At 69.2% G+C, this 13,599-nt stretch carries 14 protein-coding genes and 1 pseudogene; 7 read left to right on the top strand and 8 right to left on the bottom strand.

The window, feature by feature from the left end; genetic code table 11:
- Positions 1–413, bottom strand: a 413-nt coding sequence (locus GRS48_RS06130; protein WP_159484980.1) for a plastocyanin/azurin family copper-binding protein, incomplete at its 3' end; no start/stop codon positions are given.
- Between the two features lie 178 nt (positions 414–591).
- Here GRS48_RS06130 and GRS48_RS06125 point away from each other — a divergent pair.
- A complete protein-coding gene (locus tag GRS48_RS06125; protein ID WP_159484586.1) occupies positions 592–1,179 on the top strand; it encodes a hypothetical protein in 588 nt (195 codons plus the stop codon).
- 247 nt (positions 1,180–1,426) lie between these two features.
- On the opposite strand, the gene GRS48_RS06120 is transcribed toward GRS48_RS06125, so the two are convergent.
- A complete protein-coding gene (locus GRS48_RS06120; RefSeq protein ID WP_159484584.1) occupies positions 1,427–2,575 on the bottom strand; it encodes an acyl-CoA dehydrogenase family protein in 1,149 nt (382 codons plus the stop codon).
- Positions 2,576–2,719: 144 nt separating this feature from the next.
- Here GRS48_RS06120 and GRS48_RS06115 point away from each other — a divergent pair.
- Positions 2,720–3,514 (top strand): annotated as a pseudogene (locus GRS48_RS06115) (RIO1 family regulatory kinase/ATPase); the annotation flags it as partial.
- Between the two features lie 106 nt (positions 3,515–3,620).
- Here the strand turns inward: GRS48_RS06115 and GRS48_RS06110 are convergent.
- A complete protein-coding gene (locus GRS48_RS06110; protein WP_159484580.1) occupies positions 3,621–4,346 on the bottom strand; it encodes a helix-turn-helix domain-containing protein in 726 nt (241 codons plus the stop codon).
- A gap of 102 nt (positions 4,347–4,448) precedes the next feature.
- On the opposite strand from GRS48_RS06110, the gene GRS48_RS06105 reads away from it, so the two are divergent.
- The 3 genes from GRS48_RS06105 to GRS48_RS06095 all read left to right on the top strand — a co-directional run bounded on the left by GRS48_RS06105 (position 4,449) and on the right by GRS48_RS06095 (position 7,125).
- Entirely contained in the window at positions 4,449–5,972 is a 1,524-nt protein-coding gene (locus tag GRS48_RS06105) for an aldehyde dehydrogenase family protein (protein ID WP_159484578.1), read from the top strand.
- Between the two features lie 49 nt (positions 5,973–6,021).
- The gene (locus GRS48_RS06100; protein WP_159484576.1) at positions 6,022–6,501 is read left to right on the top strand and encodes a universal stress protein; all 480 of its coding nucleotides are present in this window, start codon (positions 6,022–6,024) and stop codon (positions 6,499–6,501) included.
- Positions 6,502–6,651: 150 nt separating this feature from the next.
- A complete protein-coding gene (locus GRS48_RS06095; protein WP_159484574.1) occupies positions 6,652–7,125 on the top strand; it encodes a hypothetical protein in 474 nt (157 codons plus the stop codon).
- Positions 7,126–7,263: 138 nt separating this feature from the next.
- On the opposite strand, the gene GRS48_RS06090 is transcribed toward GRS48_RS06095, so the two are convergent.
- A complete protein-coding gene (locus GRS48_RS06090) occupies positions 7,264–8,139 on the bottom strand; it encodes a carbohydrate ABC transporter permease (RefSeq protein ID WP_159484572.1) in 876 nt (291 codons plus the stop codon).
- A complete protein-coding gene (locus tag GRS48_RS06085) occupies positions 8,140–9,063 on the bottom strand; it encodes a carbohydrate ABC transporter permease (RefSeq protein ID WP_159484570.1) in 924 nt (307 codons plus the stop codon).
- 99 nt (positions 9,064–9,162) lie between these two features.
- Between GRS48_RS06085 and GRS48_RS06080 the strand changes: the two genes are divergently transcribed.
- Complete coding sequence (locus tag GRS48_RS06080; protein WP_159484568.1) at positions 9,163–10,386, top strand: ABC transporter ATP-binding protein; 1,224 nt, start codon at positions 9,163–9,165, stop codon at positions 10,384–10,386.
- 28 nt (positions 10,387–10,414) lie between these two features.
- On the opposite strand, the gene GRS48_RS06075 is transcribed toward GRS48_RS06080, so the two are convergent.
- On the bottom strand, positions 10,415–11,857 hold the full coding sequence (locus tag GRS48_RS06075) for a phosphomannomutase (protein ID WP_159484566.1): 1,443 nt from the start codon (positions 11,855–11,857) through the stop codon (positions 10,415–10,417).
- 146 nt (positions 11,858–12,003) lie between these two features.
- On the opposite strand from GRS48_RS06075, the gene GRS48_RS06070 reads away from it, so the two are divergent.
- Entirely contained in the window at positions 12,004–12,282 is a 279-nt protein-coding gene (locus GRS48_RS06070) for an acylphosphatase (RefSeq protein ID WP_159484564.1), read from the top strand.
- 34 nt (positions 12,283–12,316) lie between these two features.
- Here the strand turns inward: GRS48_RS06070 and GRS48_RS06065 are convergent, their stop codons facing one another.
- On the bottom strand, positions 12,317–12,781 hold the full coding sequence (locus GRS48_RS06065; protein WP_321168317.1) for a hypothetical protein: 465 nt from the start codon (positions 12,779–12,781) through the stop codon (positions 12,317–12,319).
- 127 nt (positions 12,782–12,908) lie between these two features.
- A complete protein-coding gene (locus GRS48_RS06060; RefSeq protein ID WP_159484562.1) occupies positions 12,909–13,598 on the bottom strand; it encodes an HAD-IIB family hydrolase in 690 nt (229 codons plus the stop codon).
- Position 13,599 lies beyond the last annotated feature (1 nt).

Here is a 13,599-nt window from a genome sequence, read left to right as displayed (position 1 = left end):
GTCGCCGAGCCGTCGTCGGACTCCACGTTGTGTGCGCCGCCCGCACCCGTCCACTCCCAGACGACGGTCGTTCCGGCGTCGACCCGGATCGCCGGCGGGTCGAACGCGAGGCCGTCGGGTCCTCCACCGACCGCCACCGTCACCTCGCCCGTTCCCGTGTGGTCCGCGACCGTCCCGTCGTACAGCCGCGCGTCCGCCAGGTAGTCGTCGATCTCGGCGGGGACCTCCTCGCCTCCGGCGTCGTCGCCGTTGACAGCGTCGTCGCCGTTGACAGCGTCGTCGCCATTGGCAGCGTCGTCGCTGCCTGCAGCGTCGTCACCGTCCCCGTTGCCGGCACAGCCGGCCAGCGCGCCGAGCGCGATCGTCGCTCCGGCACCGACCACGTACCGCCGTCTGGAGAGTTCGTGTGACATCGATCCATCCTAGGGGCCGGAGCCTTACAAACCCCGTGATCGGATCGGTCGCTTCCGGTAGCGTCAGCGTCTCTATCGCCGAGATCGTAACGATCGTTGGTTCGGTCCATCCCGACGGCAGACGGGACCGTCGTCCGGTTCGTGCTTTTTAAGCGGACTCGGGCCGGAGCATCGACGAATGCGGGAGGACGACCTGGCGACGCGGGTGGTCGATCACTACGACGCCGTCCACGACGACGCCGAGATCCGGCTGGAGGAGCCGTACGACGCCGACGGGCGGCGGGGGCTCGTCGACGTCTACGTCCGGACGCGAGTGCCCGAGCGGGTCGACCACGTCATCGAGCTCAAAAGCGACGCCGCGGTCCGGCGGGCAACGGGGGCGAACGAGGTCCTCAGACAGTACCGACGGACGGAGCGGTACTTCTACGGCGACGACCGCCACGCGATCCGGCCGAAGCTCTCGCGGACCGTGCCGGGGGTTCACTTCCTGTTGTTGTTCGCGCCGACGCCGACGTGTGTCCATCACGTCGCGACCCATCGGTCGCTGTACGGCTCCGTCGACGTCGACGCCCGCGTCGACGACGTGCCGGCCGCTCGGAAGGTGGCGTTCCTCACCGGCCTCGACGGGGATCCGTCGGAGCTCGGGTTCCTCTCGGTCAACGCGGACGCGCCGTTCGGCTCGCCGGCCTTTATAAACGCCGTCCCCGAGGGCTCCCGGCTCGCCGACAGCCTCCGCGGCGTCGACGACGACCTCGTCGAGTTCTGACGCCACTGTATTGAGGAGGGAACGCGGCCGTTCGACCGCGGTTTCCGCGTTCCGTGATGAGCGGTACCGCCGACTCATAAACCACCGCGGTCGGACGGCAGTCGGTTATAAATGATCGTGAGGGCGGACGGCTATTCCTTATAAACTATCGCGGAGGAAGAGACGGGCCGTTTCGGGCGCTCCTAGCCGTTCAGGGCGCTCCTAGCCGTTCCGGGGTGTTTTGGGGCGTTCCTCCTCGTGCGAGCGGCTACAGCCCGAGCTCCCGGCCGAGCACGACGTGTTGGATCTCGCTCGTCCCCTCTCCGATCTCCATCAGCTTCGCGTCGCGGTAGAAGCGCTGGGGCGCGAAGTCGGTGGTGTACCCGTAGCCGCCGAGCGTCTGGACCGCCTCCTCGGCGACCTCGCGGGCGGCCTCGCTGGCGTCGAGCTTCGCCAGCGCCGACGCGCGGGTGACGGGCTGGCCGGCGTCGTACCGCGTCGCCGCCTTCCGCGTGAGCAGCCGGGCCCGCTCCGTCTGCCGGTACATGTGGACGACCTTGTCGCGGATCGCGTCGAACTTCGCTATCGGCTGCCCGAACTGCTCGCGCTCGCCCGCGTACTCCTTTGCGGCCTCGTAGGCCCCCTGTGCGAGCCCGACCGACAGCGCCGCGATCGAGATCCGGCCGCCGTCGAGCGTCTTCATCGTCTGCGTCCACCCTTCGCCCTCCTCGCCCAGGAGCCGGTCGGCGGGAAGCCGGACGTCGTCGAGCGCGATCTCGCAGGTTGGCGAGCTGTTGAGCCCCATCTTCTCCCAGACGGTCGTCACCTCGAAGCCGTCGTCGTGTTCGGGGTCGACGATGAACGTCGAGATCCCGCCGTAGCCGGCGTCCCGGTCCGTGACGGCCTTCACCAGCACCGAGTTCGCGACGTTCGCGTTCGTGATGAACTGCTTGGTGCCGTTCAGGACGTACTCGTCGGCGTCGGCGTCGTACGTCGCGGTCGTCTGCATGTTCGAGGCGTCCGAACCGCTGCCCGGCTCCGTGAGCGCCCACGCGCCGATCCCCCCGCCCGAGGCGAGCGGGCGGAGCCACGTCTCCTTCTGAGCGTCGGTGCCGAACGCCTCGATCGGCTTCGCGCCGAGCGACGTGTGGGCCGCGTACGAGAGGCCGATGCCGCCCGACACCCGCCCGAGCTCCTCGGTGACCAGCGCGTACATGAGCTGATCGCCGCCGAGCCCGCCGTACTCCTCGGCGATGGGGACGCCCATCATGTCGAGGTCCGCCAGCTCCGCGAACACCTCCGCCGGGAACCGGTGTTCGTCCTCGATCTCCTGGGCGATGGGGCGGATCTCCGCCTCGCAGAACTCCCTGACGGTGTCCCGGATCATGCGGTGTTCCGCGGGCAGCTCGAAGTCCATAGGCAACACTTGCGAGCGCCGGACATAAACGATGCGACCGATCGGGTCGGGGGTGGCGGACGGACGGCCGCACGGAACGGGTCGTCATCGCCGTCGGTCCGGTCGCGGATCCATTTATCAGTGGCCGGGGCGTGGACGATAGCAATGGAGTTCCGCCGACTCGTCCGCGGCCGCGTCGACTGGCCCGACCTCGAACGGGTCGTCCGGGAACTGGCGGAGCGGTACGACCGCGACGGCATGCGGGTCCGTTTCCTCGAGGCCGACAACTGGCTGTCGACGCCGATGGTCGTCGACGACGACCTGTTCGTGAAGGTGATCACGAAACAGAACACGCTCGTCCACACGCTGTTCACGACGGGGCGGAACCTCGGCGCGTTCTCGGCCGGAACGGAGGGGTTCTTCGAGCGCTACGAGACCCCCTACGAGATGGCCCGCCACGAGCTGGAGGCGACCGAGCGGATGCGCGAGATCGGCGTCAACGCCCCGCGACCGATCGAGGCCCTGGAGGTCGGCGGGTTCGGGGTCGTCGTCCTCGAGTACCTCCCGGAGTTCCGGACGCTCGGTGACCTCGACCCCGAGCGGGCGGCCGCACTCGCCCCCGAGCTGTTCGCCACCCTCCGAACCGTCCACGACGCCGGGCTCGCCCACGGGGACCTCCGGGCGGAGAACGTGTTGATCCTCGACGACGAGCTCTACTTCATCGACGCGACCAACGTGAACGACGACGCCCGCGACGGCGCGCGCTCGTACGACCTCGCGAGCGCGATGGCGGCGCTGGAGCCGCTGATCGGGGCGGCCGCGACGCTCGACGCGGCGCTCGTCCACTACGACGTCGCGGACCTGCTCGCCGCGCGCGACTTCCTCGACTTCGTCGCGATCCGGCCCGACCACGACTTCGACGCGACGGGCCTGAAGGGGGAACTCGAGAAACGCGCTTCGCGGCCGAACGCGGCCGCCGGCACCGACGGCGAGGACCACGCCGCCACGAGCGGAGAGGACACGCCCGGGTGATCGGTCGCCGGACGGGCGCTCTCCGACGGCTCGTTCACTCCTCCGGGTCGAGCAGCTTCGACTCGGCCGTCCGGAGGTGTTCCAACAGGGTCGATTTCGCGACGCCGACGTCGTCCGCGAGGTCCCGGGTCGTCGTCTCCCGGGGCCACTCGTAGTAGCCCGCCTCCCGGGCCCGTTCGAAGACGTCACGTTGTGTCGGCGTGAGCGTGTCGAGGCGGCGTTCGCGTTCGTCGCCACCGCCAGCGCCGACGCTCCCGACGGCGGTCACGTCCACCTCGGCCCCACACTCCTCACGAACCCCGCCGAGCGCGTCCTCGACACGGCTCCGATCGCCGGCGAACACCACCTGCCACTCCTCGCGGCCGTCCTCGATCCGGACCGGCGCGCTGTGGAGGAAGCCGTGTTCGAGCAGCACCGGACACGCCATGTCGGCGGGGTCGTACTCGAGGAAGAACTCGCGAACGTCCTTGCCCGGCGCGTTCGGCGCGCGCCCGAACCGACGCTGTAGCTCCGAGAGCCTCCCCGCTCGGTCGGAGGCGCGGACGTGATCGAGCAGTCGGTCCACCTCCGCGGCGGAGTCGCCGAAGGCGGTGAACAGCCCGTTCACCGTCGCCGGGGCCGCGGAGTCGCCGGCCGGGGAGCCGTAGACGGCGTGTGCGAGGATGCCGCCTCCCGTCTCGCGGGTCGCCTCGATCGCCCAGCAGTCCGGGTGCCAGAGGTCGAGGGTGAGCCGCGTCCCCCCGACGGGTCCGCCGTTCATGGGGGATCTGTGGCCGCCGCCGGCATGACGGTTCCGGGTCGGGGCGCGGAACCCGACCATGGTCGGGAAGGTTCTTTGGGGGACGCGGCGAGAGGGATCGGTATGGTCGACACACACCGACACTACATCGACGGCGAATGGGTCGACGGCGAGGGAACGGAGACGTTCGAGAGCGAGAACCCCGCGACCGGCGAGACGCTCGGCGAGTTCCGCCGCGGGACGCCCGAGGACGTCGACCGCGCGGTCGCGGCCGCGGACGCCGCCTTCGAGGAGTGGCGCGAGCTCTCGCGGATCCAGCGCGCGGAGTACCTCTGGGACGTCTACCACGAGATCCGCGACCGGACCGACGAGCTCGGCGAGATCGTCACCAAGGAGTGCGGCAAGGAGATCAGCGAGGGGAAGGCGGACGTCGTCGAGGCCGCTCACATGGTCGAGTGGGCCGCCGGCGACGCCCGCCACCCGAAGGGCGACATCGTCCCCTCGGAGATCCCGGCGAAGGACGCGTACATGCGCCGGAACCCTCGCGGCGTCACCGGCTGTATCACGCCGTGGAACTTCCCCGTCGCCATCCCGTACTGGCACATGGCCATCGCGCTGGTCGAGGGGAACACGGTCGTGTTCAAACCGGCCGAACAGACGCCGTGGTGCGCGCAGGTCGTCGCCGAGATGTTCGCCGACGCGGGCCTCCCGGACGGGGTCTTCAACATGGTCCAGGGGTTCGGTGACGTCGGCAACGCGATCGTCGAGAACGACGACGTCTCGACGGTCCTGTTCACCGGCTCGGCCGAGGTCGGCCAGCAGATCCAAGAGAAGCTCGGCGGCGTCCCCGGCAAGCGGGTCGCCTGCGAGATGGGCGGGAAGAACGCGATCGTCGTCACCGAGCACGCCGACCTCGACATCGCGGTCCACGCCGCCGTGATGTCGTCGTTCAAGACGACCGGCCAGCGCTGTGTCTCCTCCGAGCGTCTGATCGTCCACACCGACGTGTACGACGAGTTCAAGGAGCGGTTCGTCGAGATCGCCGGGGACGTCTCGGTCGGCGATCCGCTCGACGACGGGACGTTCATGGGGCCGGTCATCGAGCCGGGTCACTACGAGAAGATCGCTCGCTACAACGAGCTCGCCGCCGACGAGGGCGTGAACGTGCTCGTCGACCGCACGGAGCTCGACGCCGACGAGGTCCCGGACGGCCACGAGGACGGCCACTGGATCGGCCCGTTCGTCTACGAGGCGGACGCACACGCCGACCTCCGCTGTACCCACGAGGAGGTGTTCGGCCCCCACGTCGCCCTGTTGGAGTACGACGGCGACATCGAGGAGGCGGTCGCGATCCAGAACGACACCGACTACGGGTTGGCCGGCGCGGTCGTCTCGGAGGACTACCGACAGATCAACTACTACCGCGACCGCGCCGAGGTCGGGTTGGCGTACGGCAACCTCCCCTGTATCGGCGCGGAGGTCCAGCTCCCGTTCGGCGGCGTCAAGAAATCCGGCAACGGCTACCCCTCCGCCAGGGAGTCCATCGAGGCCGTCACCGATCGGACCGCCTGGACGCTGAACAACTCCAAGGAGATCGAGATGGCACAGGGCCTCTCGGCGGACATCAAGACGAGCGACCGGGACTGAGGCGGCGGTCGGGGGGACATTGATACGCCCCCGGGCCGTCCGATCGGCCATGAACGAGCGCACGATCCTGGTTCCGGTCGACGGGTCCGACCACGCGCTGACGGGTGTCCGGCACGCCCGTTCGGAGTACCCCGACGCCCGCGTCGTGTTGTTCCACGCCGTCGAGCTCGACGACAATGAGGCGAGCCGCACCGTGGAGACCTTCGACGACCTGCGCCGCTGGGTCGACCGTCTCGAAGCGGACGCGGCGGCGATCCTCGACGACGCGGCGGCGGTCTTCGAGGACACAGCAAGGGGCGACACCGAACCGGCGGGAGACGACACCGAACCGGTGGGGAACGCGAGCGTCACCACGGCGGTCCGGATCGGACCCGCCCCCGAGGCGATCGTCGAGTTCGCGGCGGCCCGCGGGGTCGACCAGATCGTCATGGCGAGCCGCGGCGAGGGAGGCGATCCGGCGCTCCCGATCGGTAGCGTCGCGAAGCACGTCGTCTACGAGTCGTCGATACCGGTGACGGTCGTTCGCTGACACGACACGACACGACACGACGGCGGTCGATCCACGGACGGCGTCCGTGAGGTCCGCGTTCCCTGACGACACGCGCGGTAATCACACGATCGATGGAGGCAAAGAAGGTTTTCGCGTGTTCGCCCCGTACTACTCGACGATCACAGACCCATGTCACGAGAACGACCACCGCGCGCGGTCGCCGCCGATCTCGTCGTCCGGTTCGACGCGCTCGACGCCCGAATCGCCGAGGTGATGGACCGCTGGGGGGTGCCGACGCTCCGGGCGGCGGTCGGGATCGTCTTCATCTGGTTCGGGGCGCTGAAGATCGCCGGCGTGTCGCCGGCGGCGGATCTCGTCGCGTCGACGGTGTACGTCGTATCGCCCGAGTTGTTCGTCCCCGTGCTCGGTGCCTGGGAGGTCCTGATCGGGATCTGTCTGTTGTACCGGCCGCTCATCAGGGTCGGGATCCTCCTCCTGTTCTTCCAGCTCCCCGGAACGTTCCTCCCGCTCGTCCTCCTTCCCGACGTCGTCTACGCCGGCGCCCCGTACGCCCTGACCGTCGAGGGACAGTACATCGTGAAGAACCTCGTGATCATCGGAGCGGCGCTCGTGATCGGCAGCACGGTGAGACGGGAGGACTGAGCAACGCGAACGGACGGTGATCGGTTCGGGTCGACGGTGCCGCGAAGCAGTGGTGCCGATCGACTGACACGCGGTCAGACGCGGTACACAGCCGACGGAAACGCGGTCAGACGCGGTACACAGCCGACGGAAACGCGGTCAGACGCGCCCCATCGTGAACCCCTTGATGAAGTAGTTCCGGAAGACGAAGAAGACGATGACGGCGGGGATCGACGCGATGAGGACCCCCGCCGCGAGCAGCGTGTAGTTCGTCGCGTGGGTCCCCTGGAACGCGAGCAGGCCGGCCGGCGCGGTCCGCATCCCGTCGCTCGGGAGGAACACGAGCGCGTAGAGGAACTCGTTCCAGTACAGCACGAACTGGAAGACGGTCACCGTCGTGATCGCCGGGATCGACAGCGGGAGGTAGATCCGGGAGAACACCTGCAGTTCCGTACAGCCGTCGAGCCGCGCGGCCTCGGCGTACGACCCCTCGAGCGTCGTGAAGTACTGCCGGATGAAGAACACCGAGAAGGGGACGCCGAAGGCGACGTAGACGGCGATCACCGACAGGTGGGTGTCGATCCAGCCGAGGGTGTCCATGAAGGTGTACAGCGGGGCGACGAGCACCTCCGGCGGCACCATGAACCCGGCGACGATCGCCACGAGGATCCCGTTCTTCCAGGGGATCTCGAACTCGACGAGCGCGTACGCCGCCAGCGAGGAGACGGCGACGAGCACGACGAGGCTGATACCGACGACGATGGCGCTGTTGAGCACGTACGTCGCGAACCCGCCGGCGGTCCACGCCGCCGTCAAGTTGCCGATGTCGACCGCCTCCGGCAGCCCGAGCGGGTCGCTGAAGAACTCCTGAGAGGTCTTCAACGCCATGCTGACGATGATGTACAGCGGGAACGCCAACATGCCGGCGAACGTGACGCCGAGCGCGGTGAGGAAGAACTGCTTGAATCGTTTGAACACGCCGAACAGCTGGGATCCGGCGTCGATCATGGCGTCGAGTCGTTTCGTGAGTCGCATTTAGCTGTCCTCCGTGATGCCGAACGCCCGAATCAACACGAACGAGACGGCCAGCGTGATACCGAACAGGATCACGCCGATCGCGGCGGCCCGTCCGAGGTTGTTCTCGATGAACGCGGTCCGATACATCCAGGTGACCATCACCTCCGAGGCGCGGCCGGGACCGCCCCGCGTCATGATCCACACCAACCCGAAGATCCGCAGCGAGGTGATAAGCGAGATCACGACGAGGAACAGCCCGATCGGTTTCAGCAGGGGCAGGGTGATGTACCGGAACCGCGAAACCGGCCCCGCGCCGTCGATGCGGGCCGCTTCGTGGTACGTCGGGTCGATGCTCGCGAGGCCGACGAGCCAGATCACGGTGTAGAACCCGACCGACTGCCAGGCCCCCGCGAGCACGATCGCCGGCAACACGAGGGCCGTGTCGCCGAGCCACAGCGGGTTGGCGTCGATGCCCAGCGTGTCGATGACCTCGTTGACCGCCCCGATCTGCGGGTGGTACATCAGCGCCCAGATGAGCCCCACGCCGACGGGCATGATCGCGTACGGCAGCAGGTACGCCGTCTGGAGGAGCGCCCGAACGCGTCGGTATGCCCCCTGAATGATCAGCGCGAGCGCGAGCCCACCGCCGACGGTCAGGACGGTGTTCCCGAGGGTGTACGCCGCCGTGTTTCGGAGCGCGACGTAGAGAATATCGCCGCCGAGGAGCGAACGATAGTGAGCCAACCCGACGAACCGGAAGTCCGCCGGGCTCGTCCATGTAAAGAGGCTCAACACGAAGATCGTCGCGATCGGCGCGACGAGGAACGGGACGTAGAACGCGCCGAGCGGCGCGAGCCAATGCCACGGAGAGAGGGAACCCGCGAGGCGGTTTCTCGCGGTGAGTACACGCTGTTTCAGGCCGTTTCCGTCCTCTGTCGCCATCTATCTCGGGGTTCACCGCTACTTACTTAGGCCTGTCGTCAGCGCGGGACCGCTCGCCGAAGCCAAAGGATTAACACCGCGGGGGCGAACCGACCTACGATGAGCGGCCGGCTCACCGTACGGAACCTGTACAAGGAGTACGCCGACCCCGACGAGGGGACGATCGTCGCCGTCGACGATCTCTCGCTCGACATCGACGACGGCGAGATGATCATCGTCGTCGGCCCCTCGGGCTGCGGGAAGTCGACCACGCTCCGCTGTATCGCCGGTCTCACCGACCCGACGTCGGGAGAGATCCTGATCGACGGCGCGGACGTCACCGACCTGCCGGCGCGGAAACGGGACGTCGCCATGGTCTTCCAGGACTACGCGCTGTATCCACACATGACCGCCCGTGAGAACATGGGCTTCGGCTTGAAGATGCGGACGGACCTCCCGAAGGCGGAGATCCGCGAGCGCGTCGACCGCGTCGCCGAGACGATGGGGATCGGCGACCTCCTCGAGAAGCGTCCGGACGAGATGTCCGGCGGCCAACAACAGCGGGTCGCGCTCGGACGCGCGATCGTCCGTGAACCGGCCGTGTTCCTGATGGACGAGCCCCTCTCGAACCTCGACGCGAAGCTCCGGACGAAGATGCGGACGGAGATCCAGGAGCTGCAGAACGAACTGGACGTGACGACGGTGTACGTCACGCACAACCAGACCGAGGCGATGACGATGGGCGACCGGATCGCCGTGATGAACCACGGGAACCTCCAGCAGTTCGGTACCCCACTGGAGTGTTATCACACCCCGAACAACACGTTCGTCGCCACGTTCATCGGGTCGCCGTCGATGAACCTGATCGACGTCGCCAGCGGCGGGACGGGGACGCTCGACGCCGACGCGTTCACCTACCACCTCACCGACGCCCTCCGCGAGGAGGTCCCCGACGGCGACCGGTTCACCTTCGGGTTCCGCCCGGAGGACGTCGAGCTTTCGGAGACGGACCCCGACTTCGAGGTCGACGTGACCGTCGTCGAGCCGCGCGGTGACCTGACGTACGTCTCCGGCGACCTCGGCTCCCAGTCGGTCACGCTGACGCTTCCCGGCACCGAGTGGATCGAGGAGGGACGAACCGTCGGCGTCCGCGTGCCCGCGGACGCGGTGTACCTGTTCGACGACGAGACCGGCGAGCTACTGTTCACGCGTAAGTCCCCGACGGACGGAAACACGGGAGCCGGTGGAAGCGCCGACGCGACTGAAAACGCCGACACGACTGAAAACACCGCTTCGGCCGAGAACGCTGACCGGGCCGAAAACGCCGGACCGACCGGAAAGTAAAGCGGACCCCGGCCGGCCGCCGCTCCCGTTATGCGTCCGCGATCGCCGCCTCGACGACCGACCGGACGGTCGCGACGAGATCGTCGACGGCGTCGCTCTCGGCGTACACCCGGACGTACGCCTCGGTCCCCGACGGTCGAACCAGCGTCCACGACGCGTCCGGGAATCCCAGTCTGACCCCGTGATCGGTGTCGACGGACGCGTCGGGAAACGCCTCCTGCAGCGCCGTTTCGAGCCGCGCCATCGCCGCCTCCTTCCGGTCGTCCGGACAGTCGATGCTGACCTTCCGGTACGGTCGTTCGGTGACGGGGTCACGGAGGGCCCCGAGCCCTTCGGCGGCGACCAGCCGGGCGATGACGGCCGCCGAACAGACGCCGTCGATCCAGCCGCCGAAGGGGACGTGGACGTGTTTCCACGGCTCCGCGGCGAACGCGACGTCGGTCCCGCCGTCGTCCGCTTCGGCCCGGACCGCGGCGATCCCCTCGTGGAGGGCCCCCAGCCGGACCCGCTCGACGCGACCGCCGGCCGCGGTGACGCGCTCGTCGATGCGGCCGGAGGCGTTCGGCGTGGTCACGACCACGGGGTCGGCGGCGTCGCTCCGGCGGGTGTACGCCTCCGCGAGCACCGCCAGCACCGTGTCCTCGTGGACGACCTCGCCGTCCGCGTCGATCACGACGATCCGGTCGGCGTCGCCGTCGTGACCGATCCCGAAGGCGAACCCGTCGCCGCCCCGGCCGGGCTCGTCGACCCCTTCGTTGGCGTCCGCGACGAACGCGCGGAGGTCCCGCAGCGTTTCGGGGGTCGGCTTGCTCCCGCGCCCGGGGAAGTGACCGTCGACGTTCCCGTTGAGGGTGACGACGGTCGCGCCGAGCTCGCGGAGGACCGTCGGCGTCGCCGGCGCGGCCATACCGTTGCCGCAGTCGACGGCGACGCGGAGCCCGTCGAGGTCCGCGCCGAAGTCCTCCGCGTACGCGACGACGGCGTCGAGGTAGCCGTCCAGCGGGTCGATCCGGGTCGATCCGGTCCACTCGTCCCACGGCATTGGTTCGGGGTCGTCCGCGACGCGCTCCTCGACGGCCGCCTCGAGGTCGTCGCCGAACTCCGTCCCGTCGCGGAACAGCTTGATGCCGTTGTCCGCGGGCGGGTTGTGCGAGGCCGTCAGCGCGACCCCGTAGCGGCCGCGGGAGGCGTACGCGAGCCCCGGCGTCGGGAGCTGTCCCGCCCGACGGACGCGGACGCCGCCCGAGGAGAGGCCCGCCTCCATCGCGGCGGCGATCGCCGGGCCGGTCACGCGGCCGTCGCGAGCGACGACGACCTCGGGAGTCCCCTCGGACGCGGGGGTACCCCCCGTCGTCTCGACGCTCGGTTCACGGATCTCAGCCGCCACCGCGCGGCCGACCGCGAGCGCGAGGTCGGGGGTTACCCGGTCGTCGACGCCGCCGCGGATACCGGCCGTTCCGAACAGGTCCATACGTGGCGCGTCGAGCGCGGGGAGTTAGTAGCCGTCGGTCCCGGGCCACCGGCGGTGGACCTCGTCGCGTCGGCGGCCCGGAACCGGCGACGACCGGCGTCCCCGTCCCGTGGTTTTTAAGCGACCGGCGGCCGGATCGGGGATCGATGACCGATCGAGTCCGTGCGCACGTGTTCGTCTCCGGAACCGTTCAGGGCGTCTTCTATCGAGCGACGACTCGGGACGCCGCGCGCGAGGCGGGCGTCGACGGCTGGGTCCGAAACCTCGACGACGGGCGCGTGGAGGCGACGTTCGAGGGGCCTGAGGGGGCCGTCCGTGACATGGTCGAGTGGTGCGAGACGGGGAGCCCGGCGGCCGAGGTCGACGCGGTCGACGTCGAGTACGGCGATCCGGAGGGGATCGACGGGTTCGAGATCCGTCGGTGAGGCGGGCTCACCGACCCACGTCGGCGGGGCGGAGTTATCGACCCGCGTCGGCGGGGGCGTCCGCGTCCCACACACCGAGTTCCTCGAGCGCGCGCAGGACCACGATCGCCTCGACGACGTCCCGCTCTTCGGTATAAGGGTCGTCGACCGCATCGAGCGTCTCGGTCGCCCGCGACGCGAGCCGCTCCTCGAGTGCCGTCTGGTCCGTCGCCTCCTTCGTCGCGCTCAACAACGCCTCGTGGTCCTCACGGAGGTCGAACGAGGCGTACGCCGCGTTACAGCGCGAGAGCGGATGGGTGTCCATCCGGATCGCGAGGTCGCGAACCACCGACCAGTCGTCCGCACAGAACCGGATGGTGACCGGGCCGACGACGTCACGCCAGGCGATCGGCTCGCCGTTCCGCAGCAGCGTGAGTGCCCGCGGCGGGACGGCGATCCGGGTGGACGTCTCCTCGCGACCGCAGAGACAACACGGGGTGTTCGTGAGTCCGGCGTACACGACCGAGGGTACGGCCCGTAGGTATCTGTCCGTTTCGTCGTCCCGGACCCGTTCGTCGTTCCGGACCCGTTCGTCGTCCCGGTTTCATCGTTCCGGCTCGGATCGATCGCGGGCCCGCCCGACAGGTTCAGACGGGCGACACCCCGTCGCGGAGCGCCTCGAGGGCGGCCGCCGTGCCGTCCATGTAGCCCCGATCGAGGACGTGGTCGGCCGCCCCGCTCGCCGCGTCGTCCGCGTTAGCGACCGCGTACGACTTGCCCGCCCGCTCGAACGTCGACACGTCGTTCTCGCTGTCGCCGACGGCGACGAACGACGCCGGGGACAGCCCGATCGAGTCGGCGAGGGTCTCGAGGGCCGCCCCCTTCGACACGTCCGGCGACTTGACGTGGTACGCGTAGCCCGTGTCGACGACCTCGACCCCCGGGCCGAACTCCGCGGCGACCTCCCGGAGGAGCCGCTCGTCGACGTCGATCGAGAGGGCGACCTCCGTCTCCCGCCAGCGGTTGACCGTGTCGTCGCCGCCCCACCCGAGATCGCCGCCGCGCTCGAGGAACGCCTCGACGACCGCCCAACACCGGTCCGGATCGCCGTCGATCGTCGTCTCCACGCCGTCGTAGATCACGCCGCCGTTCTCGGCGATGACGAGGTGGTCACGGCCGAGGAACTCGGCGAGCGCGACGGGGTACGGGAACGCCTTCCCGGTCGCGAGCACGACCGGCGCGTCCCAGCCGGGCAGCAGCTCGAACACGCGCGGGTCGACCCGGTGGTCGGGGGTCGTCAGGGTCCCGTCGATGTCGAGGACGAGGGGTGGAACCATC

Origin of the sequence: Halorubrum sp. JWXQ-INN 858 (assembly GCF_009806985.1) — an archaeon.
Taxonomy (GTDB): Archaea; Halobacteriota; Halobacteria; order Halobacteriales; family Haloferacaceae; genus Halorubrum.
Note: the sequence above shows the minus strand (reverse complement) of the source record. Positions and strands in the feature narration are given on the sequence as shown.

Coding starts and splice junctions, on each gene's coding strand:
- GRS48_RS06120 (WP_159484584.1), bottom strand. CDS start 2,575: ATGGACTTCGAGCTGCCCGCGGAACACCGCATGATCCGGGACACCGTC.
- GRS48_RS06100 (WP_159484576.1), top strand. CDS start 6,022: ATGAACGAGCGCACGATCCTGGTTCCGGTCGACGGGTCCGACCACGCG.
- GRS48_RS06105 (WP_159484578.1), top strand. CDS start 4,449: ATGGTCGACACACACCGACACTACATCGACGGCGAATGGGTCGACGGC.
- GRS48_RS06075 (WP_159484566.1), bottom strand. CDS start 11,857: ATGGACCTGTTCGGAACGGCCGGTATCCGCGGCGGCGTCGACGACCGG.
- GRS48_RS06060 (WP_159484562.1), bottom strand. CDS start 13,598: ATGGTTCCACCCCTCGTCCTCGACATCGACGGGACCCTGACGACCCCC.
- GRS48_RS06090 (WP_159484572.1), bottom strand. CDS start 8,139: ATGCGACTCACGAAACGACTCGACGCCATGATCGACGCCGGATCCCAG.
- GRS48_RS06085 (WP_159484570.1), bottom strand. CDS start 9,063: ATGGCGACAGAGGACGGAAACGGCCTGAAACAGCGTGTACTCACCGCG.
- GRS48_RS06080 (WP_159484568.1), top strand. CDS start 9,163: ATGAGCGGCCGGCTCACCGTACGGAACCTGTACAAGGAGTACGCCGAC.
- GRS48_RS06095 (WP_159484574.1), top strand. CDS start 6,652: ATGTCACGAGAACGACCACCGCGCGCGGTCGCCGCCGATCTCGTCGTC.
- GRS48_RS06110 (WP_159484580.1), bottom strand. CDS start 4,346: ATGAACGGCGGACCCGTCGGGGGGACGCGGCTCACCCTCGACCTCTGG.
- GRS48_RS06070 (WP_159484564.1), top strand. CDS start 12,004: ATGACCGATCGAGTCCGTGCGCACGTGTTCGTCTCCGGAACCGTTCAG.
- GRS48_RS06125 (WP_159484586.1), top strand. CDS start 592: ATGCGGGAGGACGACCTGGCGACGCGGGTGGTCGATCACTACGACGCC.